Source organism: Streptomyces albiflavescens, assembly GCF_014645835.1.
GTDB classification, from domain to species: Bacteria; Actinomycetota; Actinomycetes; order Streptomycetales; family Streptomycetaceae; genus Streptomyces; species Streptomyces albiflavescens.
In genome coordinates this window covers 145,474-169,283 of the sequence record NZ_BMMM01000012.1, presented here as the reverse complement: position 1 = coordinate 169,283, position 23,810 = coordinate 145,474, and the positions used below count along the sequence as shown (strand labels likewise).

The window sequence follows — 23,810 nt, the reverse complement described above, 5'->3', positions numbered from 1 at the left end:
CGGTCACCGGCCCAGTAGGGGGCCGACCCACTCCGCGAACCGGCGGATCGCGTCGTCGGCCTCGGGGGCCCGGCCGACCATCATCTGGAAGGTGTGCTGCTGCTCCGGGAAGACATCGAGCCGGACGGACACCCCGGCCTTCTCGGCGTGTTCCGTGAGCCGGCGGCTGTCGTCCAGCAGCAGCTCCTGGTCGCCCACCTGGGCGTAGATCGGCCCGAGGCCCGTGAGGTCGGCGTGGAGCGCGTTGGCGTGCGGGTCCCGTGGGCTGCCGCCGCCCAGGAAGTTCGCCGCCAGTTCCTTCACCCACGGCTGGTTGAACAGCGCGTCCTTCCCGCTGTTCGACACCATCGTCCCGCCGGTGACCTCCATGTCGACCCAGGGTGAGATCAGTAGCGATCCCGCGGGCAGCGGCAGTCCCTGGTCCCGGGCGCGCAGTTGTGCGGTGACCGCGAGCCCGCCGCCGGCCGAGTCTCCCGCGAACGCGATGCGCCGGGCGTCGACCCCTTGGCCGAGGAGCCACCGGTAGGCGGCGACCACATGGTCGACCGGGAGCGGATGCACCCCTTCGGGGAGCAGCGGGTAGCCGACGATCAGCGCCCGGACGCCGGCGGCCTTGGCGAGGTGGCCGAACATCTTGCGGTGGGTGTGGATCGACCCCGAGACGAAGCCGCCGCCGTGGACGCACAGCAGCACCCGGTCCTCGGCGCATCCCTTCGGGACCGCCCACATCGCCGCCGTACCGCCCGCGTCGGTCTCCAGGTAGTCGATGCCGCCCGGCTCCGCCGTCAGTACGTCCCACTGCGACTGGTCCCGGACGACGTCATCCTCGGCCGGGCTGCCCAGCCACGTCTTGTACAGCTTGGCCACAGCACCCGACTGCCTACTTGCCATCTCCGTGTCTCCCGTCCGCTCGGTCTCCTGTCCTGCCGGGCGCCTCACGCCGTGTGCTCCGGGCAGTTGTGGAAGCCCCGGACACGCCAGGCCCCGTCCTGCTCGGAGAGCACCCAGCTGTCCAGCGCCCGGTTCTCGTTCCGCGGCTCGCTCTCGCCCGCGAGGAGGATGGCGCCCTTGCTGATCACGAGGGCGGTCCGGGGGCCCGGGAACCGGATGCTCTGCACGTCGTGGACGGCCCGGGAGCCCTTGAGCGGCCCGGCGAAGGCGGCCGCCATGGCGGCGCGGATCTCCTCCTTGTCCCGCAGATGTGTGCCCGGCAGCAGCGCCGTCGCGTCGGCCGTGTAGTCCGCGACGAACGCGTCCGGGTCGTTCGCCGCCCAGGCGGCGTAGACGTCTTCGAGCACGGCGAGTACGGCCCGCTCGGCGTCGTCCCGTTCGGCCTGGACGGGGGTGGTGTCGGTGCTGGTCATGGTTTTCCCTCTCGTCGTTCCAGCGTCTGGTGATGAAGACCAGCCGGGTCGCCGAAAGGAATCGGGGCGCGCGGCACCGGGGGAGAGTGCCTGCGGATGTGCCGTCGGGGACGTCCGTTTAGCCTGGTTTCAGCCTGGATTTCCAGCTTTCACACGCACCTCTCGAATCGATGTCAGGAAGGTGCTGCACGTGCGATCCATTTGGAACGGCGCCATCTCCTTCGGCCTGGTCAGCATCCCCATCAAGCTCGTGAACGCCACGGAGAGCCACTCGATCTCCTTCCGCCAGATCCACCTCGACGACGGCGGCCGCATCCGCTACCGCAAGTTCTGTGAGCTGGAGGACCGTGAGGTCTCGACCGCGGAGATCGGCAAGGGGTACGAGGACGCGGACGGCACGTTGATCCCGATCACCGACGAGGACCTGGCCTCGCTGCCGATCCCGACCGCCAGGACCATCGAGATCGTGGCGTTCGTACCGGCCGACCGGATCGACCCGCTCCAGATGGACACGGCGTACTACCTGTCCGCGAACGGCGTCCCCGCCGCCAAGCCGTACGTCCTGCTGCGCGAGGCCCTGAAGCGCAGCCAGAAGGTCGCCGTCGCGAAGTTCGCACTGCGCGGGCGGGAACGGCTCGGCATGCTGCGCGTGGTCGACGACGTGATCGCCATGCACGGGCTGCTCTGGCCGGACGAGATCCGCGCCACCGACGAGGTCGCCCCGGACACGAGCGTCACCGTCCGCGAGAAGGAACTGGACCTGGCGGACGCCCTGATGGACACCCTCGGCGAGGTCGATCTCGAGGACCTGCACGACGACTACCGCGATGCCGTGGAGGAGCTCATCGCCGCCAAGGCCTCCGGCGTGGAGGCGCCCGCCGTCCCCGCGGGGGAGCGCCCCGGCGGCAAGGTGCTCGACCTGATGGCCGCCCTGGAGAAGAGCGTGCGCGCGGCCAAGGAGTCGCGCGGCGAGGAGGCGGTCGAGCCAGGCGAGCCCGCCGAGGTCACACCCCTCCCGGGCCGCCGTACGGCCGCCCGCAAGTCCGCCCGTACGGCTCCCAAGGAGGTCGGCGGCAAGAAGTCGACGTCCGCGGCGAAGAAGACGGCGGCCAAGAAGACGACGTCGAAGAAGACCACGGCGAAGAAGTCGACCACCAAGACGGCCACCAAGACGGCCACCAAGGAGGCCGCCGCCACGACCACCCAGCAGACGGCGGCCAAGAAGACCGCCACGAAGAAGACGACCGCGAAGAAGGCCGCACCGCGGAAACGTGCGTCGGCCTGACCCGCCGGGCGCGCCCCGTCAGGGCCGCGGGGGACTGCGCGACAAGCCCCCACCGGCTCGCACTCGAAGGACAGCCCGAGGGGCCCTGGGGGCAGAGCCCCCAGGGGCGAGGGGGGTCCCCTGCTTGAGCGTACGATCCTGCGGGTGCGTCAGCGGCGCGGCCAGGGGCGCCCGTCCAGGCGCTCGATGTCGCGGTTCAGGCGTCCGAGATAGTTGGCGAACTCGGCCACCTCGTCCGGCGTCCAGTCCTCCATCACCTTCTCCAGGCCCTGCAGGTTCTCGGCGCGGTCGGCGGCCAGCCGGCGTTCGCCCTCGGCGGTGATGGCGAACTTGCGGGCGATGCCCCCGTCGGGGTCGGTGATGCGCTCGACGATCCCGGCCCGCAGCATTGCGGCGGTCTGCCGGTTGAGCGTGGAGGTGTCCAGCCCGAACGCCTCGCTGAGCTGGCCGATGGACATCGGGCCGTCCACCTGGATGCGGCTGAGCAGAAGGTAGGCGCTGCGGTCGAGCCGCCGGTCGCCGTTTCGCATGCGCGGTGTCAGCAGGTGCATGTACCGCCCGAGCAGCATCGTCTCGAATTCGATCAGATCAAGGGGCTTGTCCATGCGGGGTTCCTTCGGCTCCTGGTCGGCCTCCCTCTTCCCTCTCAGGGAGACCGCCTACCAGTAGGTATACCACGCATGTGTATGATGCACTTCACGTGCATGATACATATCGAATGCATGGTGCATACGGATCTGACAGAGCGCGAGGGAGTACCCGTGGACAGTTCCAAGCCCGAGACCGGCTCCGGCAGAGTCGTCGGCATCCTTGCCTTCGGTGGCATCGTGGCCGCGATCACGCAGACCCTGGTGGTGCCGCTGATCGGGGAACTGCCGACCCTGCTCGACACCAGCGCCTCGAACGCCTCCTGGGTGATCACCGCCACACTGCTGGCCGCCGCGGTGATGACCCCGGTCGCCGGCCGCCTCGGCGACATGTACGGCAAGAAGCGGATGCTGCTGGCCTCGCTCGTCCCGCTGATCCTCGGCTCGGTGGTGTGTGCCCTGTCCTCCTCGGTGCTCCCGATGATCGCCGGACGCGGTCTGCAGGGCATGGGCATGGGTGTGGTGCCCCTCGGCATCAGCCTGCTGCGTGATGTGGTGCCGGCGGAGAAGCTGGGCACGTCCATCGCGCTGATGAGCGCGTCCATGGGGGTGGGCGGCGCGCTCGGCCTGCCGTTCTCCGCGGCGATCGCGCAGAACGCCAGCTGGCGGGTGCTGTTCTGGGTGGTCGCAGCGCTGAGCCTCGCGGTCGGCACGCTGATCTGGTTCTTCGTGCCCACGGACCGCGCGAACACCGCGTCGGGCGGCTTCGACCTGCTCGGCGCGCTGGGTCTGGGCACCGCGCTGGTCTGTCTGCTCCTCGCCGTCTCCAAGGGTGCCGACTGGGGCTGGGGCAGCGGCACCACGCTCGGCCTGTTCGCCGCCGCCGTCGTCGTGCTGCTGGCCTGGGGCTGGTGGGAACTGCGGATCACCGACCCGCTGGTCGACCTCCGGGTGACCGCGCGCCCGCAGGTGCTGACGACGAACGCGGCCTCGATCCTGGTCGGCTTCGCGATGTACGCCCAGTCGCTGGTCGTACCCCAACTGCTCCAACTGCCCGAGGCCACCGGCTACGGACTGGGCGAGTCCATGCTCGCCATGGGCCTGTGGATGGCCCCGGCGGGCCTGATGATGATGCTGATCTCGCCGGTCGGCGCCAAGCTGTCGGCCGCGAAGGGCCCCAAGGTCACCCTCGTCGTCGGCGCCCTCGTCATCGCCCTCGGATACGGCGTCTCCCTGCCGCTGATCAGCTCCGGCTCACCCTGGGGCCTGCTGCTCGTGACCATCGTCGGCAGCTCGGGTGTCGGCTTCGCCTACGGTGCGATGCCGGCCCTCATCATGGGCGCGGTGCCCCAGTCGGAGACCGCCTCGGCCAACAGCTTCAACACGCTGATGCGCTCGATCGGCAGCTCCGTGTCCGCCGCCGTGATCGGTGTGGTCCTGGCCCAGATGACCACCAAGTTCGGCGTCTACTCCCTGCCGTCGGAGAACGGCTTCCGCGTCGCCATGCTGATCGGCTGCGGCGTGGGTCTCGCGGCCGCGGCCGTCGCCTCCCTCATCCCCGTCCGCCCGGTGGCCGAGGGGCAGTCGGATTCTGACGCGATGTCGGACTCCGCGCCGGAGACGTCGGCGGCGAAGGCGTGACCTGCTGACCTTCGCTTCTGCCTTGGTCAGGGGCGGTCCGCCTTGGTCAGGGGCGGTCCACGGGGGACCGCCCCTGACCCCTTTTGCCGACCGATGGACGACCGCCCGACTCCCCTCACCCCGGCAGACCGTTGCCGCTCCTGCGAGAAGTCGCCCCCCGCACCAACGCCATCCGCCCCGTACCGGCGGCTCGATCGACGTGGCTCTGCTTGCCGAACCGCCGCAGCCCCAAGGCAGAACAGGGGCCGCGGCGGTCGGCTGAAGAGGATGCGGTGGCTAGTTCTGGCCGAGGATGGCCCTGGCCGTTTCGATCATCTTGGTGTTGCGGGCCTTCTCGGCGTCCAGCTCCGCCTTGTGATCGCCGATCTGCTGCGTCTGGCGGCTGGTCTCCGCGCTGAACCAGCTCTTCACCAGGCCGGAGGACTCCTTGCAGTCGACATCCGCGACAGCCGTGTCGATCTCTGTCTGGGACGCCTGTGTTCCCGTCGACTGGGCGAAGGACTCGCCGGCCTGCAGCGGCTCGGGGAACTTCGTGTAGCTCTTCCTGGCCATGCATGCCGACCAGTTACTCAGGGCCGCCTGGACCTTGAGGTTGGTCTTCGTGACCTCCAGCGACTCGGCGGCCAGGTCACCGGCGATGTCGGTCTCGTACAGGATGCCGACCTTCTTGTTCGCCTCGGGGATGCAGGTGTTCTCCAGGGCTTCGTACCAGTTGTCGGTGCGGCCCTCCTTGGCCTCCTCCGCGGCGGTGTCGTCCGCGGGTTCCTGGGCGGCCGCGGGCACCTGGTAGCCGTACGTCTGAGCGGTCTTGGCGTCGGTGATGCCGTAGCGGCGCTCCATATTCATGCCGTCGTACGACAGGGCCGGGGTCGTGCCGGAGGCGGGCGGGGCGAACGTGAACCCGAGACGCGCCATGCACGCGGTCTTGACCTTGTCCTTGGCGTTCTCGACGTCGACCTCGTCCGGGTACGACACCATGTAGTCCTCGAGCGGCAGCCGCATCCCGGCCGCGAGGCCGCTCTCCACCTGCGCCGTCGGCCACTTCGCCCGGCTCGTGGCATCCGGCAGGGAGCCGGCTTCGGTCTTGGTCTTCACCGTCTGCTGTCCCTGCGCGTGCTGGGTGCCGCAGGCAGCGGTCAGGGCGAGCGCCGAGCACGAGGCGGCCAGCGCAGCGGAGCGCATCCACTTCTTGGTCATAGCTAGTTCCTCTTGCTCGACGAGTTCTTGTTCTTCAGGCCGCTGCCCAGGTTGCGGGCGATGCCGTCGTACTTCGGGATCGTCTTCTTGCTGCCGCTGTATCCGGCGTTGCTGTAAACGGTGTACGAGTGGGACGGGTCCTGGTTGTAGGCGGAAGCGGCGTTGTCCGTGGCGTACTGCCCGTTGCCCGTGTCGTCGCACGGATTGGACATGCCCTTGTGGGTGTCACCATCGGGGTCCGTGTAGTAGCCGGGGAATCCGCCGAAGATATACCGGACGATCGAGGCCCCGTTCGGGGAGTAACCCCAGTGGTCTTTGATCGACTTGTTGCTGGCGAAGCAGGCGCTCTGGGACAACTGTGTCGTCTCGGAACGGGAGTTGAAGTGAATGCGGAAGCAGGCCCGGTTGTAGGCGGAACTGCACGCGTCAGACGCATAGGAGGTCGCAGCGGATGCGGACGGCGCCGTCGCTAGGACGGCGGCGAACGAGGCCACCACAGCGGAAAGTGCGGCTACGGATCTGGCAGGGCGCAACGTGTATCCCCCTGTTTCCTTCTGCTGCAAGGCAGGGGGTGTCCCGTCGCGCATGGTCCCGGCGCTGTGGGACGTTCCCCCCGTGCATGGTCAAACCCTGGAGACGTCTGGTCTGGACTAACCCTCCGGGCGCGGTCACTGTAGTCATGGCATGAGCATGCGCGACAAGATCTGATCGAGGACATGGCAGGAAAACGATCCGCGAGCACCGGCCCTCACGAGGGCCTTCCCGTGGCACCCACAGACCCCAACATGCGGGATTCTTGTGAAGAGTTGTGAAGTGAGAGCACAGCGATGTCGGGCCGTGTGATCGAATTGGCTGAATTCCGCCCCCTCGTCCATTGCCGCACATACGGCTGCCCGGGATGAGCTCGAAGCAGAGAATCAAGATCAGCCGGTATGCCTTCGCCTTGGGCCCTGCGTAGCCGCACTGGATCGGCCGAGCGGCCTACGTCCGGTGGGGTGCTGCGGGGCAGGCGCGAGGGCGGCGAGCGTCCCCTGATCATCGGTCGCGGTGAAAGGGGCGGTGAGGCACACCGCGCGAGGCATCACGCAAACCGGTAAATTGAGGTGTGAAAGGCACATTTCCGCGTCGGGCGGGAGACGCTCCATGCGCGAGAGCAATCTACGCAGCCTGAGCGCGGCCGCCGTCCTGGCCGCCGCCCTCGTCGCTGCCCCCCTGGCATCGGCCACCACATCGACCGCCGGCACCGGGCAGGAGACTCACCAACGCACGGAAACCATCGAGTTGGTGGCCAAACAAACCCAGTCCGCATCCCTTGATCTCGGCAGCAAGGGACTCAGTCAGGGCGACGAGAACATCATCGCCGAAGACCTCTACCGTGACGGCAGGAAGATTGGCGACCACAGCGTGGTCTGCACCTATGTTCACATCAACCCGGACGAGCTCCAGTGCGTCGGCACCTTCGCTCTGCCCCAGGGACAGGTCACCTCGCAGGCCCTGCTCCACCTGCCTCCCGCCCCCGCGATCGACATCGCCATCACCGGCGGTTCAGGCGCCTACCGTACGGCCCGGGGCTATGTCCACACCGTCCCCGCCGGTCAGACGGAGCGGCGGCTCACCTTCCACATCACGTTTGACGAACCATCAGCGAGCTAGGCCCTGGGGCGGCGGACGTGCCGCCGTACCGGGGTCGTGCTGCTGGATTGAAGGACATCCTCATGGATCTGAAACTCGAAGTCATCGTGCTGCCCGTCTCCGACGTCGATCGGGCCAAGAACTTTTACGAGGCGGCGGGATTCCGGTTGGACATCGACTACGTCGCCAGTGAGGACTTCCGGGGTGTGCAGTTCACGCCGCCCGGCTCCGAGTGCTCGATCATCTTCGGCAAGGGGGTCACCTCCGCTCCCCCCGGCTCGGCCCAGGGCCTGTACCTCGTCGTCTTCGACATCGAGGAGGCCCGCGCGGAGCTCGTCGGCCGCGGCGTCGATGTGAGCGAGGTGTTCCACGACGGCGCAGGGCTCTTCCACCACGGCCACGATGCCGGACGGGTCGTCCATGAAGAGGAGGGAGACCGGTTGACCGGCCCGCACCCCGACCGTGCCGACTACGGCTCCTACGCGGACTTCAGCGACCCCGACGGCAACGGCTGGGTGCTCCAGGAGGTGAAGCAGCGGGCCCCGGGCCGCTGACACGGTGTCAGTCACCCGAGGGGGCAACCGACAACGGCCAATGGAACGCAGCCGCCGTCCCGGCGGCTTGGGCGAGCGCGAGCCGGGCGCGGTGGGCGGCCAACGGCCAATTGAACGGAGCCGACAACGGCCAACTGAACGGAGCCGACAACGGCCAACTGAACGGCGGGCGTGCGTCATCGCCTCCCCGTGCGTCCGCTACGGCGCGCACCCCCGCAGGACGAACGCCACCGTGTCCTTCAAGCCCTCCTCGATGGCGCCGCCGGGAATCCCGCCGGCCACGGTGAGGGCCCTGGAGACCGGCCTCGGCCTCACCACCGTCGACGCCCTGGGAGGTTGGTGCCCGGGCGTACGTACCGACTCTCGTGCAGGAGCGATTTCAGCGAGCGAAGCTGGGGTACTGGGCGGTGCGCACGGACGAACGTATGTCCTGGATGCACGACCCCGGAGTACTGTGCCGAGGCGCCGACCCAGCCGCCCATGCCTGAGCGGCCGGGCCGCTGCAGAAACAGGGGTCTTCCGTTTTGGCTAGCGGAGGCGTAGGTTCCGCTTACCCCGCGACGGCGCCTTTCGAGTCGCTGGCCCGCCGGTTCCGGGACGGCGGGCCGCGCGGGGGCCAATTGCCTGGTCGCGGCCTGGTCGCGGCCTGGTCTCGGCGGACGGTGCTCGCTGCCCGGGCGCCGGTACCGCCAACGAGGGACTCCCGCACGAGGAGGTCATCTCTACGATCCCGTCGCCGGGCGGCGAGCAGCCACCCGGTCGGCCACCCCAGTTCCGGTGGTGTACTGCAACAGCTGCGGTTGCTGCTGCACAGCCGCGAGCCTCAGGTGCCGGAGGCGTGGCGTCAGGGTTTCAGGAGTCCGCCCACCCACCAGTCGTGCGGTTCGCCATGGACCATGCTGCGGTTGCGGAGGGTCCCTTCGAGCGTGAAGCCGAGCTTCTCGGCGAGCGCGCGCGAGGCTGTGTTCCCGACCATCGCCCACCACTCGATTCGGTGGGCGTTGAGTGCGGTGAATCCCCAGTCGCACAGCGCCCGTGCCGCTTCTGCGGAGTACCCCTGGCCGCGCTGCTCCTTGGCTGCCCAGTAGCCGAGTTCGTAGACGCCCTGAAAGAGCTTGGTCAGACAGAAGGAACCGACCAGTGCAGCGTTGTCCGAGCGAAAGGCGCCGAGGATGTGGTCGTGGTCAGTGTCCCAGCCCCGTGGCGCAGTCTCCGTGACGTACTTCTCGGCGTCCTGACGCTGGAAGGGCGTGGGCGCTGGTGTGTAGTACTGGATGTCCGGATCTTGGCAGGCTGCGTACACCGCGTCCGCGTCGGAGGGGGCGAAAGGTCTGAGTTGGAGGCGCGCGGTCTTCAGAGTCAGGGGATCCATGGCGGCAGTATGGCCAGCACCAATAGGTCGAACCAGCGAATTTACCCGGCCTCACGACGTTGGGGCCATGATCTTCGAGGAACGTCGGACGGAACGCTGTGCGCACAGTGGATTCCCCCATGAGGCCATCACGGCGCGATCTTTGCGCGCGCGGAAGTTCGTTTGTTGCTCTTGCCCTCGCGCGTCTTGCTCTTGCCCTCGCGCGCCTGGCAGGAACCCCGCCTGTTCGCTCTTCCACCGGCAGTGGTGGCTTCGTCGTTGGCCGCCGCGTGTCCTACGCAGGGCTCCTGGACCTGTCCGGGGGCCTTCGTCATTTTGTAGGGACGCCTGCTGAGGCTCGCCGCATGGGGATCGGCTTCCGGTCTCGGCTGAACGACGGTGAACCAGGCTGAATGAGACGGAAAGTGAGACAGGCGCGGCGGCGGTTGTCAGTACAGCCCCGTACTGGGCGGTATTCGGCCGTTTGGCCAACGAAGCGAGATGCCATGCCGGGCGTCGCGAGCGGCAAAGGTCTTCGGCCTGTGATCATGGAGCGTTCATTGACAGTGATCGACGAGGAGCTTCAGGTCGCGGGGGCCGATGCGTCGCCGCCGAGGGGCGCTCGTGGGAACGCGCAGTAGGTGATGTGGTGAACTGGTTGACCTCGCTGCCGGCGGTGGTGCTGGTTGTGTGCGGGCTCGTACTCGCCTTACTGGTCGCCGCCCTGGCGCGCATCGGCGTCCGGGCGCTCGTACCGGTCGAGGAACGGGATCGGGTGCCGCAGATCGCCCCGCCCCTGATGCCGACGCTCGGCGCTGCCTTCGCGATCTTTGCGGCACTCTCACTGGCCAGCGAGGCCGGCTACCTGCGCGCAGCAGAGGGGTTGGTGAGCGACGAGGCGGCCGCGGCTTCCCGCCTGGCATGGGCGGCGACAAGTCCCCGAGTCCAGTCGGAGCCGATCCATGCGGCACTGCTGGACTACTTGCAGACCACGCGTGCCAAGGAATGGGAGGGTACAGCCGCAGCGTCCGGTACCGACACGGCCACCGCTCGCGCGATCGCACGGCTGGAGCGAAGCGTGCGCGCCGAGGCGGCCCGGCCCGAGGTGGGAACCCCGGCAGGCACGGAGCTGGTGGTTTCCCTGGACGGTGTCACCAGTAGTCGTCGTGCCCGCGTCGCGGCCGCCTCGCGCGACGTTCCCGCGCTCTACGTCGTCACGCTTGTGGTCAGCGGACTGGCCTTGATCGTGAACTCCGGCGCGCTGGTCTTCCGCTGCAGCCTGCGAACGTCGCTGCTCGTCGTAGGTATTGCGAGTGTGGTCGGGCTGAGCCTGGCGTTGCTCTTCGCACTCAGCGCGCCATGGAGTGGAGCGTTCATCGTCAGTGGGCATCCACTCGACGCCGTCGTCGGGGACCTGAAGTCCGGCTTCTTCAATGGCGGGCCGTAGGCGGCGGGGGCACTCGCCTGCAACCAGCACAGAGAGGGCCTCCTGGTCGGAGACAGCCGGGCTGCGACGCGCAGTGATCCAGTCCCAGTCGATCTGATCGGTCGCGGTGGCCAGATCGATCAGTGCGATGTCGTAGACGTAGTGGGTGAGCTTGGCGTGCTCATGCCCTGCCCACTGAACGATCCGTTCGGCCCGCTCAGCTGGGATTGCCGGGATGCGGAAGCCGGCCGCTCTCGCAGACTGCCGTGCGACCTGGGTGCATTCCTGCCTCTGGCTGATGGACGCTGGGACGGAGTAGGTAGGCGGACTCCTGGCGGGGAACCGTGTCCTTCGGCGACCCGGGGCCGCTCCTGGAGCGGCTCGCGCCCGGCGACCAGGTCATGGCCACCGCCTGGCGGCGCGACATCGTGGTGCTCAGCAAGAACGGCGTACGGCAGAACACCTCGGAGGCGCCCCGTGACGAGCTCCGGATGAACGCTGCCATCCGCGCCGCGAGGCCAAGGACATCCGAGAGGATCACCGTTGTTCGACCCGACGGCGTGACCGAGGACCACTCGCCGAACCACTGCTTCGGCGCCGTACTGCGTTCGCTCCGGATCCTCAGTCCTGTCCGTGTCTTTCCTTCCCCTTACCGTGCTGCTCATCCCTCGACCTCTCCTCCTGGCCCTGGCGGTCCTCAAGTGGTCGAGGTGGCAAGGAGGGTGACGGCGTCGTCGACGGCACGTCGGACAGGGGCGCCGCACTCGTAGGCGCGTGGGTGATGGGCGCGGTGCTTGCAGGAACGGGTGAGGACGGGGCGTCGTCACCGGAGTTCAGCGAGGTACCGAGAGCGATCGCTGCCACGAACAGCAGCACACCCGCGCCCCCCAGCACGGCCTTCGATACGCCCTTGCGGCGATCGTGGGGACCGGAGTGCGCAACTCGGGTGGCTATGGTGCGGGGTGGAGCCGTGGCGACGGGTGGTTCGAGCAGGGGAGCGGTGTCGCGCGGTTGCTCTTCGTGCCATGGCCCGGCGAGCCAGGCGGCTGCCTGCTCCGCGGTGGGGCGGTGCGCGGGGTCCTTGGCCAGCAGGCGCAGGAGGTAATCGGCAAGCGGGCCAGGTATCTCGGGGCGCAGCCGGGTGGGTGCAACCGGGATGGCATCAACGTGTTGCTGCACCACGGCGAGCGACGTCGAGCCCAGGAACGGCGGCCCGCCAGTGAGCAGTTCGTACAACACGCAACCCAGCGAATAGACGTCGGAGGAGGGTTGCGCGGCACGACCCAGGGCGCGTTCCGGGGCCAGGTAGTCGGCGGTGCCGACGATCTTGCCGGTGGCGGTGAGGGTGCTGGCGGCGTCGTTGGCGAAACGGGCGATGCCGAAGTCGGTGATCTTCGCGGTGCGGTCGGTGGTGAGCATCACATTGGCGGGTTTGATGTCCCGGTGGATCACGCCCTGACCGTGCGCCGCGGAAAGGCCCGCCGCCATCTGTGCCGCGATGCCGGCCGCCTCGTGCGGGGGCAGGGTGCCGCGCAGTGAGCGCTCCTGGGCCAGGGTCCGGCCTTTGATGAGCTCCATGACGAGGTAGGGCTGGTCGTGGTCGGAGCCGAAGTCATACACGCTCACCACATGGGGGTGGTTGAGGCGGCCTGCGGTCTGCGCCTCCAGGCGGAAGCGCTCGGTGTCCGTCTCCTCCTGCGCATGCAGGAGTTTCACGGCCACCGCACGATCGAGGGCCTGGTCCACGGCACGCCACACCTCGCCCGTGGAGCCGCGCCCCAGCGCTTCGTCCAAGCGGTATCGATCCGCCAGCAGCACTCGTACACCAACCCTTCTGCCTCGGACGGCAGCACACACAGTCGGCGCCCAATTTCCATGATTATGGGCGTAGTTGTGGTGCTTCGAGGGGTGAGCCTAGCGAAGCGGTCCGGGCGTGCGGGGTGCGGCCGGCTTCGCGCAGGGCGGGCAGACGATGGGGACTGAATCTGCCCGCCCCGGGCGTGCGTGTCCGCCCGACGGGGGAACGAGCGAACACCACGGGACCGTGTTTGACCGGTCTACCGGATACAGCGCGCCGGGCACCGCAGACGTCACACTCGCGACCAATGCGCAGCAGATCCGGCACGTGCACCCGAGCCGTCGGCGGGTCGGGCCGCGGTGGGTGCAGGCCGGCCCCAGCCTGCAATGGCTGCCGTCCTCCGGGCCGAGAGATTGGTCGCCGTACCTCGTCACCGGAGACTCGATACAGCAGGTACAGCACCCGGTCGCTGGATCACCGCGTGCGGGTCCGCCGGCAGATGCCAGGCGTCGACCGACCCGACATACCGCTTGCCCGAGCCGAAGACCACCGGCACGACGTCCATGGCCACCTCGTCCACCAGACCGAGGGCGAATGCGCTGCCCGCCGACGTTGCCCGCCGCCACGGCGACTGCGCTCCCCTGCGAGTTCCTTGGCGTTCGTGATCGCCTGTGCCACATCGCCGACGAAGTCGTACGACGCCGCAGGGCGCCATGCCTCGGGCTTGTGCCGGTGCGAGACCACGACCACCTGCTCACCCGCCGGCGGCGTCCCCTCCCAGCCGTTGGTGACGTCGAGCAAGTGACGCCCGATCACCATCGTTTCTACCCTCGCCGAGGGGCGTCCCGCCGACTGCTGCCGCGGCCGGCGCTGATTCCAGATCCGCGGCTACGCCTCGATTCCAGTCAGTAGCGTGGTGGTCTACAGCAGAGCCCGGGAACGGACCGGCGGACTCCCAGGGGGATCGGTGCGATGACAGACGAGCTACCTGTAGCCGGTAAGCCGGTGTTGGGGCCACCGCTCCGACGCCGAAGCTCAGTGGCACCCCCGGCGATGAGGGTTCGAAGGTTCCCGCCCGGTCTGCGCTGCGCGGTCGAGCGAGGACGTTGCCGGGTGCGTTCTGCATAACGCTCGCGGATCGCAGTTCCGGTCACGGAAATTCGTCCGGGCACTCGGCCGGCACCGGATTGCCGGATCCATAGGGAGGGCCGGGGCGGCAGGCGACAACGCGGCCCTTGAGTCCTTCTTCAGCCTGCTGCAGAAGAACGTCCTCGACCGCCGTTCGTGGGCCACCCGTCAGGAACTGCGGATCGCGATCGTGACCTGGATCGAGAGGACCTACCACCGACGCCGCCGACAAGCCTCGCTCGGCCGGCTGACCCCCGTCGAATACGAAACCGTCATGACCACACCGGCCCTCCAGGCCGCGTGACCGAACCAGTCACCCAAGCCTGCATCAGACCCGAAGATTGAGAAGGCTATGGGTTGGGCAGGCCGCGATGGCTAGCTACCTCGCGATGGCTAACTACCTAGAGATGCTATGAAAAAACTGAGCGGTCTCCTCGGGGTCCGCTCAGTTGTTCCGCGTCAACTCGCGTACTCCGCTGGATTGTTGTATCCACCGCTGCAGAGTTAATTCAGGAAACCCGGCTGTGCAGTTCCATTTTCGCGGCTCGGACGAAAATTACTTCCTCGGCATCGAATTGACGAGCAGCATCGAGGTACCTGCTGCTGAGCATTGGGGGGCGGCGCGAGTGCCCCTCGAGGAGCGCCTCGAACTCTTCGTAGTCGAGGGCATTGGGCGGCAGGGCGTTCCCGGCTTCACGGCAGGACCGCTCCGCTGCTCGAGTTTCCTGAGTCTCGTGTTCGTCCAGGTCTGCGGAATCGGAAGGGGCCGCCGATCGGAGACGGCCCAGATGAGATAGCGCCTGTATGAGCCTTTCAGCAGGGGTGCTCACGGGCTGCGGCTGATCATCCAGCATTCTGTGGAGCTTTCCCTGCGCTCTCTCGAAGGTGGCTTGGTAGCCAAGGTAGAGCGCCATCAACTGAGCAGCATTGGTCATACCTGCGGCAGGGGCAGCTACGTCATCCGGGCCTTCCAGTTCGATGATCGTTTGAGCTGCCTTGAGTGTCGCAAGAGCATCGTCGATGGCGATCTTCCCTGCTCTGATGCTCTCCCGCGGGAGTTCTTCCGCATTGTCCGCGACAATTCGCTCACCCACCTCCACCACGCGGTGCGCTGCAAGTAGGAAGGAGGCGTAAGCTTCCCGCTGGATGCCACGACGCCACTGCATATGAGTGGCGTATGTCTCGGCGCGGACAGCGTCCAATGCTGCACGGTAGGAAGACTCGGCTTGAGCCAAGCCCGCCTCACTAGTGGCCTCTGCCGTGCGCAAGGCGGCTTTCATCTGCCATCGGCCAATGAGCACCGTGGCGGGTATCCCGATCAGCGCCACTCCGGCTGCGGAGAGCGCGCCTATCCCCTCAAGATCCATGCCCGTCATGGTGCCGCACCCCAGGGATGCGGCCTGACCGCGAGGCCTAGCCACGCAAGGCACAGTCGTGTCCCCACACGCCGCTTACACGAGATCAGCGCGCAACAACGACAAAGAGCGGGACCCAGTGAGACTGGATCTCGCTCTTCTCGTTAGGTATCTGCGCTGGTCAACCGCGTGATGGTGCTGGTTGAGGCGAAGTGCCCCCGGCAGGATTCGAACCTGCGCACACGGCTCCGGAGAGATTGTTTGATCGCACCCTGGCACCCCGTCTGACCTGCGGCGGAGGCTGACGGGGGGTGCGCGGCGACACAGAGTGTGTCGGAGGTGTGTCGCGAGGAGCACGGACAGCAGAGGCAGGTCGGGAGTGGCCTCCGGCTCCTACGCCCATCGGGTGCTGGTAAGAGAACCGCGTCACCAGCCGCGAACGGCGGTGCTACTCAGTGACGTGGGGTCGCGGGCGCAGCCGTACCCGCCGCTATGATCCGCGTCGTACCGAACGTCAGGTGGCGACCCCCGCTTTCGTCCCCACAGGAACCGGCCGCCCAGCGCCTGCCGCAGTCATCTCGCTGAACGTGAAAGGCAGACATGGCCCGCCGGTTCCTTCCTGTCATAGCCGCCTGCGCGGCCTCACTCCTCGGCGCTGGTTGTAGCAGCGACGCCCCGCAGCCCGCTGCACACGACGCCCCCACGGCAGCAGCCCCCACGGTCACGGTCACCCAGACCATTACCCCCACACCGACATCCACACCTGTAGCCAGTCGCACTTCGGCCATCCCTAAGCCGGCCGCGTCCTCGGCGCCTGCGCCAGCCCCGGCCCGCACCCCGCAGGGATCGGTCACCCTGACCGAATGGCACGACGGCGACGCGACGAACAAATGCGTGAACGTCATGACCGTCTACGAGAACCGCTCTGACACGGCCGTCATCTCCATCTCCCAGAAGTTCCAGACCTTGTACACGCCCAAGCACGCCGATGGCGAGTATCCCGACGACGTGGACGGCCCGGTCAAGACGCTCACTCAGGACGCGGGCATTGCCCCGTACGGGACCCGGACCCTGTACTGGCAGGTATGCGCGCCCGAGCTGGCCTCCAAGCAGAACCCAGCGCCGGCGGACGGCACCGACTCGTTCATGTCCGAGATCGGCGCCCAGCCTCGCGCAACGGCCTGGGATTGGGCGAAGTAGATCGCCCTCTGACGGCCAACTTCGCCGCGTATTTGGCGGAGGACGCCGTACCGGACGACTCGAATGCCCAGGCGAGCACCTTGCGAGGAGGGTGCTGCAACACCCATCCCCGAGTGTTGCAGCCCTCTGGACCGGACACACCGGACACTGTCCCCTTAGAGGTGTCCGGCCCGTTTACACAGGTCAGGGCTCTAACCGGACATCGGACACGTGAGACGGTCTGTGAGACTGTTCGTAGGCGAACGGCCCGTAACTGGCCACTGGTTGTCGCCGTCGGTCGCTGTCGAGCGACCTCGCACGGCCCAGGAGCTTTCCGCCCGTTGCCGACATGACGCAGCTCACGCCCAGTCTCGGCCGTCACGCAAGCGGTTGGGGAGCGACTGGGAGCTGCTCGCTGTGGAGCCAGGTGAAGGTGCGGTCAGGTTCGAGGTGGGCGTCGCCCCAGTAGATGGCGTGGATGCCGTTCTCAGGGTCGGCCGTGAAGAAGAGACAGACGAGCCTCGTGGAGGCACCCAGGGCCTCGAACGTCTCGTGCAGCTCCTCGTACTCCTCGGTCGTCAGGTCGTCGTCGAGGGGGAACAGTGTGTCTGGCGCTTGCGGCCCGTGCCCCCAGAGCATCCGGCGTCGCGTAGGTGAAGCGTTGGAAGCCAGCCGAGCACGATCAAGGGGCCTCGGACGGTCGGCGTACTTGAAGGGGAAGAGCGCGTGGTCGTTGATGACGGCGTACTCGTACCCGCGCACGTCCCGTACGGCTCCGCCCAGCTCCCGCGCCGAATCCGCCAGGTTCTCGCGAACTGCCTCCGCCAGGGTGGCGCCGTAGGGGCTTCGCTTCTTCAACCGAGCAGTGAGGTGCACCGCGTGAGCGCGCGCGTGAGCCCTGGCAAGTTGCACCGGAACCGCGGCGGCGAGCCTGCTGGCATGCTGCCCGAACCGCTCCTCCGCCCAATCCGAAGGCGCAACCCGGTTGTCACCTAACGCAGACATGCAGCGTCCCCCTCCCCCAATCACCCCGCCCCTCAACTGTTTGACACGTACACGAAGTGCCCACAAGGGAGCGATCCGGCCACACGGGGCGAATGGCGCCCCCGCGGGATCCCTGAAGGACAAGTGACATCCGCCTTGTAAGTTCGATCGCAGCGCTGTGCGGCGTGCCGGAACGAGGCCCGCGGGTTGCTCGCCGATCCGGCCGCGACCGCCTCGGTGCACCATCGTTCGCCGCCGTTGATGTCAGCCCGATGGGCTAGGCGCCGACGGCCAACTCCCGTGCTCGCTGGCGGGCTTGGGATCTCACTTCCGTGAGTCGGCTGTGGAACGGGTTGCGGCGGTTCTGGTCGAGGTTCAGGGGCAAGTCGAGTTGAGAGATGAGCGCCGACTCCATGGTCCACGGTTCCTCATGCTCGATCCAGCACACTCGGGCGTTCTCCGCCATCCACTGGCTGAGGGCGGCTTCTCCGGCCTTGCCGAAGGTCATGCGCTTCCCGCTACCTACGCGACGTAGCTCAATTCCGAGCAGGCAACCGAGGGTGAGGCGAAGAGTCGATCCGGCCGCATTGCCCCGGTAGTGATACCGCACGCGCTTGCGCAGGTTCTGCCTGCTGGTCCGGTTCGCCATGTATCGCGGGGCTATACCGACGTAAAGCAGGCGCCCGACAGCGAGGTCTTCGCAGGGAGCCTGTTCGAAGTACCAGCCGTAGACCCCGGCCGCCGCCGGCACCGGGCTGGGACGCGACAGGACCTCCTGCGCCGACCACAGCCGATCCGGTTCGGTGAGAGCAGCATGGACCACGGAGCCTCCAAGGTCGACAAAGGCTATTGGCCGCAGGCTACTGGGTGCCTACGTGGGCTCCAGCAGTAGACCGGGCACCGCGGCTTTGTAAGGGCGGGGGTGTGGGATGGCCGTGGCGCCCAGGTCACACGGGCTCTAGCGGGAGCCCAGGTCAACGGCGCATCTCAACTGCGGCGGACCGTCGTTGACCGTGGTTGACCGCACGATGTGGCACGACAGTGGCACGTACCGAACGACCGAGCGCTTAGAAGAGGCTAAGGCGGTTCGGGAGAGGACTGCCCCTGAACTGGCCTCTTCCGCACGCGTTGCTGACCGGTGAGCTCGCTTCGACGCGTATTCGACACAACCGCACCGCTACCAGTCGCGCCACCGGTCCGTGAGTTGGTAGCGCCCCAAACCGTGTCGCGCGGTCAGAGCACCGACATCGACCCCATGCTCGGTGAGTGCTTCGTCGATGTACTCGCACAGTTGCTCACGTTCGTCCGTCTCGTAAGCGCCGCCGTTGTGCTCGTCGTTGACGATGTTCAGGGCCAGGACGACACTTTGCACGGCGGCGAAGACGCGCTCGTCTGAAGATCCCTGGAGCGAAGGAAGATCACCTTCGAACGCGTCCAAGATGCTGTCGGTGGCGGTGATCAGGCCCTCCGGGAACAGTTCTGCCATGCACGCACACTTCGGATCTAGCGTGCCGGCGTCTAGCTTTCGCTGCTCCTCCTCGATGCCCTCGCGCCAGCCTGTCGTAGGTCTCTCAGCCATGGCTGGACCGTACAACTGGCCACTGACAGTGCTTCGCCGCGACCGCACACGGCTCCGGAGCACAATCAGAGTTGGGCTTGCAAATGGGCTCTGAGCAGCAATTTCCTTGATCGTGGGAGGTGCGCGGTGCCCTCCTGTATCGCAGATAGTGCGTATCAGGCAGGGAGCGGGTCCGTAGCGGGGCCACGGCGTGTCCTCCCGTGGCCCCAGGGCGGCCCAGGAGGGCGATCGTGCGCTGGGGGGACATCTGCCTTGTAAGGTCGAGTCTCTGTTCCCTCTGCGCCTGCTCGGCAAGAGATCACGTGCGGTTACAGCCGCTCCGGCGACCGCTGACGACCGCTGCTATTCGGTGCTGTTGGTGTCAGTCGTTGATGTCAGCTCTGTCCGCCTGCGGATGTGCCGTCGGTGTAGCTGCCGCAGCACCACTCCGATCAGGCTGACGAGTGCGCCGCTCAGGATGTTGATGGATAGATCGCGGATCAAGGGCCCCATGAAGGCGTGGATGCGCTAGAGGGCCGGATCGCGCATCGCGCTCCTCGTATGCCAATCAGACGGTTGAAAGACGACGCTGGCTCAGCCCCGGCCCGAAGCAGCCACCAGCGGGAACAGCGACTCAGCGCTGTCCCAGCTGGACTGCGTGCTCAGGTGTTCGGATCGAGGGCAGACCAGCGGTGCGTGCCGTGATCGTCGTCTCGACTGCGCTCGACCAGCTGATGCATCTGCAATGAAGCTCTGCCGCTGAGCAGCGGTGCGAACTCCTGCAATCACCGCCTGCCGCGAAAAGGGCTCCGTGACACCTGCACGCTTGATCACAATCACCGTCTCAACGGTCGTGAACAAGAACGTGCAGGCAGAACACTGACGACGCCGCCTGATCGAAAGGCCGTCTTCGGAGCCTCTACGCGCCACAGCGACGGTAGGAGCAGCACACGAGGGGCACTGCACGAGCGCCTCCTCAGCGATAGCCATTGGGTGGCACCACAGTAGGTCAGTCACCTTGCCCGTGTACGAGGAACTGGAGTTGTTCACAACCAGGTCGGCGGACTCTGAAGAACCGAGTCAAGTCATCGCCCGAACTGGGTGCCACTCGATGCGAACTACAGGCGGGAAGGTCCCTGAGGTCGTCCGCGCTGGTCACGGGGATGTTGGCGATTGGAGTCGGTCGCCTGCGGTCCACACGGTTGCTGTACTTCTCTGCTGTGCCGCACCGCTTCGCCCCTCCTCCTCCCCTTCCAACGCACGCTCGGCACACCGCAAGTGCAACAGCGTCCGAGCCGGGTCAAAGGTCGCGCTACTGACAACTCAACACGTAGAACGTCGTATTGCTGTACCGCGCCGCTCAATGTCAACGTGTCTCCATGCGTAGCCCGCGCACCCGCGTACGCGGGCACCAACGGCGTTCTTCCTGGATCGTCAGCACAGGACTCGTCCTCAGTCTGGCTGGCGTAGTCCTGTTAGTCATCAACAACGGCTGGTACCCCGGCGGCCGCTCTTACGTGTATGTCGCGCCCTCCAATGACCCCTGCCCAAGCCCGGGATGTCCCTACGGCCGATTCCTGGCCAATGAGCCGTCAGATGTCCTGAACGCTTTGGGAGCGATGGCAAGCGGCGCCGGCACCCTCCTTACCGGAGCAGCCGCCTTCACGCTGGCCAGGCGCCCCCGGGGCTCTGATGGCGGATCGCCCGACACGACTGACGCTCAGAGGGCTGAGGACTGATAACGACGTGAGGTCGGCTCCAGGACTTTGGCCGGGAGTTTCAATGACCCGGTCAAGCGCCGCTGCGCTCGGATCCTGGAGCACTAGTTTGGAAGACGGGGTATGCGGATGGCGACTGGCCTGGCAACTCCCTGACCTTGGCCGTAGCGCGATCGGCACCGCTGTTCCCCGTGAGTCCCCGCTGCGTCCCGCCGGAACGGGCACGCAAGGGGCACGGTCCCGGCCAGGTAGGAGCACGCATGGGCACGGCACGCGTGTCGACGGGCGGGCCCAGCTCCACCAGTGGCCGAAGATGTGAAGGGCCGGGTCTCTGACCTGCGGCCGTGCAATCGATCAACGCTGCGACCTGCGACTTAGCTGTCAGTGGTTGTCAGCGTTGGTCGTCGTTGAGCACCCCCGCACGGCCCAGAGACGGCCCAGGCTCCGTGCTTTGCTGTGACCAGCCTGGAAGCAGCTCGGACGGTCACGGTGAACATCGCACGTCGTTGGTCGCGACCCTGCGCGCATGCGCTACCTGGTGGAGTCGTTCGCTGTCGGAGCCCTTAAGCGTGGGCAAGGGATCGAGCAGTTCCTGGGACGTTCCGCGACGGAGAACCTAGCTGGAGTTTGGTGGGTTTCCATAGAGCCGACAAAACGGGGTTTCGTCGTGACGCTCCATGCAGTGGAGGACGTGGGTGGAGAGCACTTCTGCGATCTCCTTGAGTTCCCGCCACTCGACCCAGACTACGAGTTCGGTCAGGAGCTCGGGGCCGTGCAAGAGCCGCTTGCCGCGATGGCTCTTGCTGAGGACCCAGGGCTGATGCCTGACCACGTACAGTCCGTCCATGCCTTCAGTGTGCTAAAGGGGGGCAGACCAACCCATACCTAATTTTCGGCACTTGGTCGCCGCACGCCGCGCGGTCGCGAACGCCAGGCCCCGGCGGTGACCGGCCGCCCGGTGAGCCGCTCGGTGCTCGGCCACCCGGCGGTCTCACGAGGAGCCGCCAGGTGGGACCGCGCCGGGGCGGCACCCGGTGGGACGGGCTACTCCACGAAGTACGAGTCGTGCTCGTCGAGGAACCTGGCTCGCTCCTCATCCGTGGCATGGGCCAGCTGCGACAGTCCCTCGAAGTACTTCTCACGCGGTGCGCCCGGTGCGAAGAGCAGCAGCATTTGAGCCGGCGCGTCGGAGTCGTTGCGGTAGGCGTGAAGTCCACCCTGCGGCACGTGCAAGAAGTCGCCCTTCTGCGCGTCGACCCACTCCTCGCCGTTGAAAAGGCGAACGGTTCCGTCGAGGATGAAGAACGACTCCGAGATGGACCGATGGAAATGCGTCTTGGGGCCGCCTGCCTTCGGACTCATCTCGACTCGGTAGAGTCCGAACTCGCCTCGTGTGGTGGCTGTGGTCGCAAGATAGTGGATGGCGTCCTTGCCGGGCTCGCCGAGATTGGGTCCGGTGCTCTCCGGCCGGAAATTCGCGCTGATCTCGCCGCCATCTCCGAAATACACCTGCTTCGGGTACGACATGTACACCATTCCCTACGTATGCTTGACGCGACGATGCATTGAGGGGGCGTGTGCAGGCCACCCCTCACAAGGGAGACCGGGTGCGACCACCATGTGTGACACATCGCATCACCGCAGTTCCAGGATCTCACGCGCGCAGCCGCTGTGCAGACGGTCGTCGGTCGTCACCGCCCACCTGGACGAAGACATGATCCGCATCTTCCACGGCCCAGAGCTGGTCACCACCGTCCCGCGCGTGACCAGCAAGGAGGTGGTGGTCCGCAAGTCCGGCGAACACAACCGCCGGAAGATCGTCTAGGGCAGACGTCAAGCATCACCCGACGCCAACCCGTCAACCATCAACTGAGACTCGACAGCTGGATCAGCGGTCTCGGAGGCTAGGCGTCGAGGATCTTGCGGCCGTCGTGAGATCGAACGTGTGGGGCGTCGTCTCGGAGGGCGTCGAGGATGCGGATTGAGTAGACCTCGCCCATGCGCTCGGCGACCTCTTCAGGAGACAACCATTCGACGGCCGTGGACTCGTCTGAGAGCTGCTCGTGCCCACCCTCTGCGCGGCATCGGAAGACCAGTGCCACGACCCCCAGCGTCATGTTCTTGTACACGCCTGTCAGGTCGCCGACCTCGACTTTTACACCGGTCTCTTCGAAAACCTCGCGCCGCACGCCATCTTCGGGTGCCTCGTCCAGTTCGAGAACGCCTCCGGGCGGCTCCCAAGTGCCGTTATCTGCACGCCGGATCGTCAGAACACGTCCGTCTTCGCGTACCACCACGCCAGCCACCGACACGGAGTGCAGCGGCTGCACGGAGGGCTGATCGGAGCCCCGGAAACGACTAGGGCCAGGCCGAGGAATGAACCTCTGGCCTGGCCCTACGCCATATGGAGCGGGCGACGGGAATCGAACCCGCGTAGCTAGTGACCTGAGTCAGAGGTTCGTCGTTGGTTTGGTGTGAATCGTCGTGGACCGAAGATCCCGCCGTTGTCGGTAACGGATGCCCAGCGGGCAGTACTTGAGGGGTGGGTGCGGCGTCGCTCAACGGCTCAGGCCCTGGCCTTGCGATCACGCATTGTGCTGGAGTGCGCCGAGGGACACTCGATCATGGAGGTGTCTCGGCGGCTGAGCGTCGCTCCGGACACGGTCCGCACCTGGCGAAGGCGCTTCCTCGACCGTGGCCTGGACGGTCTGTCCGACGAGCCCAGGTCGGGTGTCCCCAGGAAGATCACCGATGCCGACGTGGAACGGGTCATCGTCAAGACACTCGAGGAGAAACCTGCCAACGCCACTCACTGGTCGACCCGTTCCATGGCAGCCGCGACCGGTATGTCCCAGTCGGCGGTGTCCAGGATCTGGCGTGCCTTCGCCCTGGCCCCGCACCGCAGCGAGACGTTCAAACTGTCCACGGACCCGTTGTTCATCGACAAGGTCCGCGACGTAGTGGGCCTCTACCTAGACCCGCCGGAGAAGGCTCTGGTGCTATGCGTGGACGAGAAATCGCAGATCCAGGCCCTGGACCGTTCGCAGCCGGTG

The 23,810-nt window shown here is 66.9% G+C and carries 24 protein-coding genes and 1 pseudogene; 10 read left to right on the top strand and 15 right to left on the bottom strand.

The window, feature by feature from the left end; translation table 11 throughout:
- Positions 1 to 3 precede the first annotated feature (3 nt).
- Together IEY95_RS29785 and IEY95_RS29780 are read right to left on the bottom strand one after the other, a co-directional pair.
- On the bottom strand, positions 4 to 891 hold the full coding sequence (locus IEY95_RS29785; protein ID WP_189189249.1) for an alpha/beta hydrolase: 888 nt from the start codon (positions 889 to 891) through the stop codon (positions 4 to 6).
- Between the two features lie 44 nt (positions 892 to 935).
- Positions 936 to 1,364, bottom strand: coding sequence for an SgcJ/EcaC family oxidoreductase (locus IEY95_RS29780; protein ID WP_189189248.1), 429 nt, complete (start codon positions 1,362 to 1,364; stop codon positions 936 to 938).
- A 190-nt stretch (positions 1,365 to 1,554) separates the two neighbouring features.
- Here IEY95_RS29780 and ku point away from each other — a divergent pair, with 190 nt between their 5' ends.
- Positions 1,555 to 2,649: a non-homologous end joining protein Ku gene (gene ku / locus IEY95_RS29775; protein WP_444544770.1), complete on the top strand. Its 1,095-nt coding sequence runs from the start codon at positions 1,555 to 1,557 to the stop codon at positions 2,647 to 2,649.
- A 149-nt stretch (positions 2,650 to 2,798) separates the two neighbouring features.
- On the opposite strand, the gene IEY95_RS29770 is transcribed toward ku, so the two are convergent.
- On the bottom strand, positions 2,799 to 3,254 hold the full coding sequence (locus tag IEY95_RS29770; protein WP_189189246.1) for a MarR family winged helix-turn-helix transcriptional regulator: 456 nt from the start codon (positions 3,252 to 3,254) through the stop codon (positions 2,799 to 2,801).
- A gap of 156 nt (positions 3,255 to 3,410) precedes the next feature.
- Between IEY95_RS29770 and IEY95_RS29765 the strand changes: the two genes are divergently transcribed.
- On the top strand, positions 3,411 to 4,877 hold the full coding sequence (locus tag IEY95_RS29765; RefSeq protein ID WP_189189245.1) for an MFS transporter: 1,467 nt from the start codon (positions 3,411 to 3,413) through the stop codon (positions 4,875 to 4,877).
- A gap of 276 nt (positions 4,878 to 5,153) precedes the next feature.
- On the opposite strand, the gene IEY95_RS29760 is transcribed toward IEY95_RS29765, so the two are convergent.
- Together IEY95_RS29760 and IEY95_RS29755 are read right to left on the bottom strand one after the other, a co-directional pair.
- Entirely contained in the window at positions 5,154 to 6,074 is a 921-nt protein-coding gene (locus tag IEY95_RS29760) for a hypothetical protein (RefSeq protein WP_189189244.1), read from the bottom strand.
- A gap of 2 nt (positions 6,075 to 6,076) precedes the next feature.
- Complete coding sequence (locus IEY95_RS29755) at positions 6,077 to 6,430, bottom strand: hypothetical protein (protein WP_189189243.1); 354 nt, start codon at positions 6,428 to 6,430, stop codon at positions 6,077 to 6,079.
- A 787-nt stretch (positions 6,431 to 7,217) separates the two neighbouring features.
- Here IEY95_RS29755 and IEY95_RS29750 point away from each other — a divergent pair.
- Together IEY95_RS29750 and IEY95_RS29745 are read left to right on the top strand one after the other, a co-directional pair.
- Positions 7,218 to 7,727 (top strand): allene oxide cyclase barrel-like domain-containing protein, encoded by a 510-nt coding sequence (locus tag IEY95_RS29750; protein ID WP_189189242.1) that lies wholly within the window; start codon positions 7,218 to 7,220, stop codon positions 7,725 to 7,727.
- Between the two features lie 62 nt (positions 7,728 to 7,789).
- Positions 7,790 to 8,260 (top strand): VOC family protein, encoded by a 471-nt coding sequence (locus tag IEY95_RS29745; protein WP_189189241.1) that lies wholly within the window; start codon positions 7,790 to 7,792, stop codon positions 8,258 to 8,260.
- An 844-nt stretch (positions 8,261 to 9,104) separates the two neighbouring features.
- Here IEY95_RS29745 and IEY95_RS29740 read toward each other — a convergent pair.
- Complete coding sequence (locus IEY95_RS29740) at positions 9,105 to 9,632, bottom strand: GNAT family N-acetyltransferase (protein WP_189189240.1); 528 nt, start codon at positions 9,630 to 9,632, stop codon at positions 9,105 to 9,107.
- A gap of 637 nt (positions 9,633 to 10,269) precedes the next feature.
- Here IEY95_RS29740 and IEY95_RS29735 point away from each other — a divergent pair.
- Positions 10,270 to 11,058, top strand: coding sequence for a bestrophin-like domain (locus IEY95_RS29735; protein ID WP_189189239.1), 789 nt, complete (start codon positions 10,270 to 10,272; stop codon positions 11,056 to 11,058).
- A gap of 600 nt (positions 11,059 to 11,658) precedes the next feature.
- On the opposite strand, the gene IEY95_RS29730 is transcribed toward IEY95_RS29735, so the two are convergent.
- Together IEY95_RS29730 and IEY95_RS50790 are read right to left on the bottom strand one after the other, a co-directional pair.
- Positions 11,659 to 12,831, bottom strand: a complete 1,173-nt coding sequence (locus IEY95_RS29730) for a serine/threonine-protein kinase (RefSeq protein ID WP_229703458.1) — start codon at positions 12,829 to 12,831, stop codon at positions 11,659 to 11,661.
- A gap of 434 nt (positions 12,832 to 13,265) precedes the next feature.
- Complete coding sequence (locus tag IEY95_RS50790; protein WP_189189237.1) at positions 13,266 to 13,415, bottom strand: hypothetical protein; 150 nt, start codon at positions 13,413 to 13,415, stop codon at positions 13,266 to 13,268.
- Between the two features lie 537 nt (positions 13,416 to 13,952).
- On the opposite strand from IEY95_RS50790, the pseudogene IEY95_RS29720 reads away from it, so the two are divergent.
- Positions 13,953 to 14,267: pseudogene (locus IEY95_RS29720) on the top strand (integrase core domain-containing protein); the annotation flags it as partial.
- 205 nt (positions 14,268 to 14,472) lie between these two features.
- Here IEY95_RS29720 and IEY95_RS29715 read toward each other — a convergent pair.
- Entirely contained in the window at positions 14,473 to 15,339 is an 867-nt protein-coding gene (locus IEY95_RS29715; protein ID WP_189189236.1) for a hypothetical protein, read from the bottom strand.
- 873 nt (positions 15,340 to 16,212) lie between these two features.
- Here IEY95_RS29715 and IEY95_RS29710 point away from each other — a divergent pair.
- Entirely contained in the window at positions 16,213 to 16,518 is a 306-nt protein-coding gene (locus tag IEY95_RS29710) for a hypothetical protein (protein ID WP_189189235.1), read from the top strand.
- A 357-nt stretch (positions 16,519 to 16,875) separates the two neighbouring features.
- Here the strand turns inward: IEY95_RS29710 and IEY95_RS29705 are convergent, their stop codons facing one another.
- The 4 genes from IEY95_RS29705 to IEY95_RS50785 form a co-directional block, all read right to left on the bottom strand.
- Positions 16,876 to 17,355 carry a hypothetical protein gene (locus IEY95_RS29705; protein WP_229703457.1) on the bottom strand — a complete coding sequence of 160 codons (480 nt, stop codon included), beginning with the start codon at positions 17,353 to 17,355 and terminating at the stop codon, positions 16,876 to 16,878.
- 403 nt (positions 17,356 to 17,758) lie between these two features.
- Entirely contained in the window at positions 17,759 to 18,304 is a 546-nt protein-coding gene (locus IEY95_RS29700) for a GIY-YIG nuclease family protein (RefSeq protein ID WP_189189233.1), read from the bottom strand.
- A gap of 354 nt (positions 18,305 to 18,658) precedes the next feature.
- Positions 18,659 to 18,967, bottom strand: coding sequence for a hypothetical protein (locus IEY95_RS29695; RefSeq protein WP_229703456.1), 309 nt, complete (start codon positions 18,965 to 18,967; stop codon positions 18,659 to 18,661).
- 666 nt (positions 18,968 to 19,633) lie between these two features.
- A complete protein-coding gene (locus IEY95_RS50785; RefSeq protein ID WP_373294568.1) occupies positions 19,634 to 20,029 on the bottom strand; it encodes an NrdR family transcriptional regulator in 396 nt (131 codons plus the stop codon).
- A 1,254-nt stretch (positions 20,030 to 21,283) separates the two neighbouring features.
- Here IEY95_RS50785 and IEY95_RS29690 point away from each other — a divergent pair.
- Positions 21,284 to 21,646, top strand: a complete 363-nt coding sequence (locus IEY95_RS29690) for a hypothetical protein (RefSeq protein ID WP_189189231.1) — start codon at positions 21,284 to 21,286, stop codon at positions 21,644 to 21,646.
- Between the two features lie 155 nt (positions 21,647 to 21,801).
- On the opposite strand, the gene IEY95_RS29685 is transcribed toward IEY95_RS29690, so the two are convergent.
- Positions 21,802 to 22,284, bottom strand: coding sequence for a cupin domain-containing protein (locus IEY95_RS29685; RefSeq protein ID WP_189189230.1), 483 nt, complete (start codon positions 22,282 to 22,284; stop codon positions 21,802 to 21,804).
- A gap of 91 nt (positions 22,285 to 22,375) precedes the next feature.
- Between IEY95_RS29685 and IEY95_RS29680 the strand changes: the two genes are divergently transcribed.
- Positions 22,376 to 22,582 (top strand): hypothetical protein, encoded by a 207-nt coding sequence (locus IEY95_RS29680; RefSeq protein WP_189189429.1) that lies wholly within the window; start codon positions 22,376 to 22,378, stop codon positions 22,580 to 22,582.
- A 79-nt stretch (positions 22,583 to 22,661) separates the two neighbouring features.
- Here IEY95_RS29680 and IEY95_RS29675 read toward each other — a convergent pair whose 3' ends face one another.
- Complete coding sequence (locus tag IEY95_RS29675; protein WP_189189414.1) at positions 22,662 to 23,069, bottom strand: NUDIX hydrolase; 408 nt, start codon at positions 23,067 to 23,069, stop codon at positions 22,662 to 22,664.
- 162 nt (positions 23,070 to 23,231) lie between these two features.
- Here IEY95_RS29675 and IEY95_RS49325 point away from each other — a divergent pair.
- Positions 23,232 to 23,810 (top strand): IS630 family transposase (locus IEY95_RS49325; protein ID WP_229703455.1); only part of this gene is annotated, 579 nt, incomplete at its 3' end.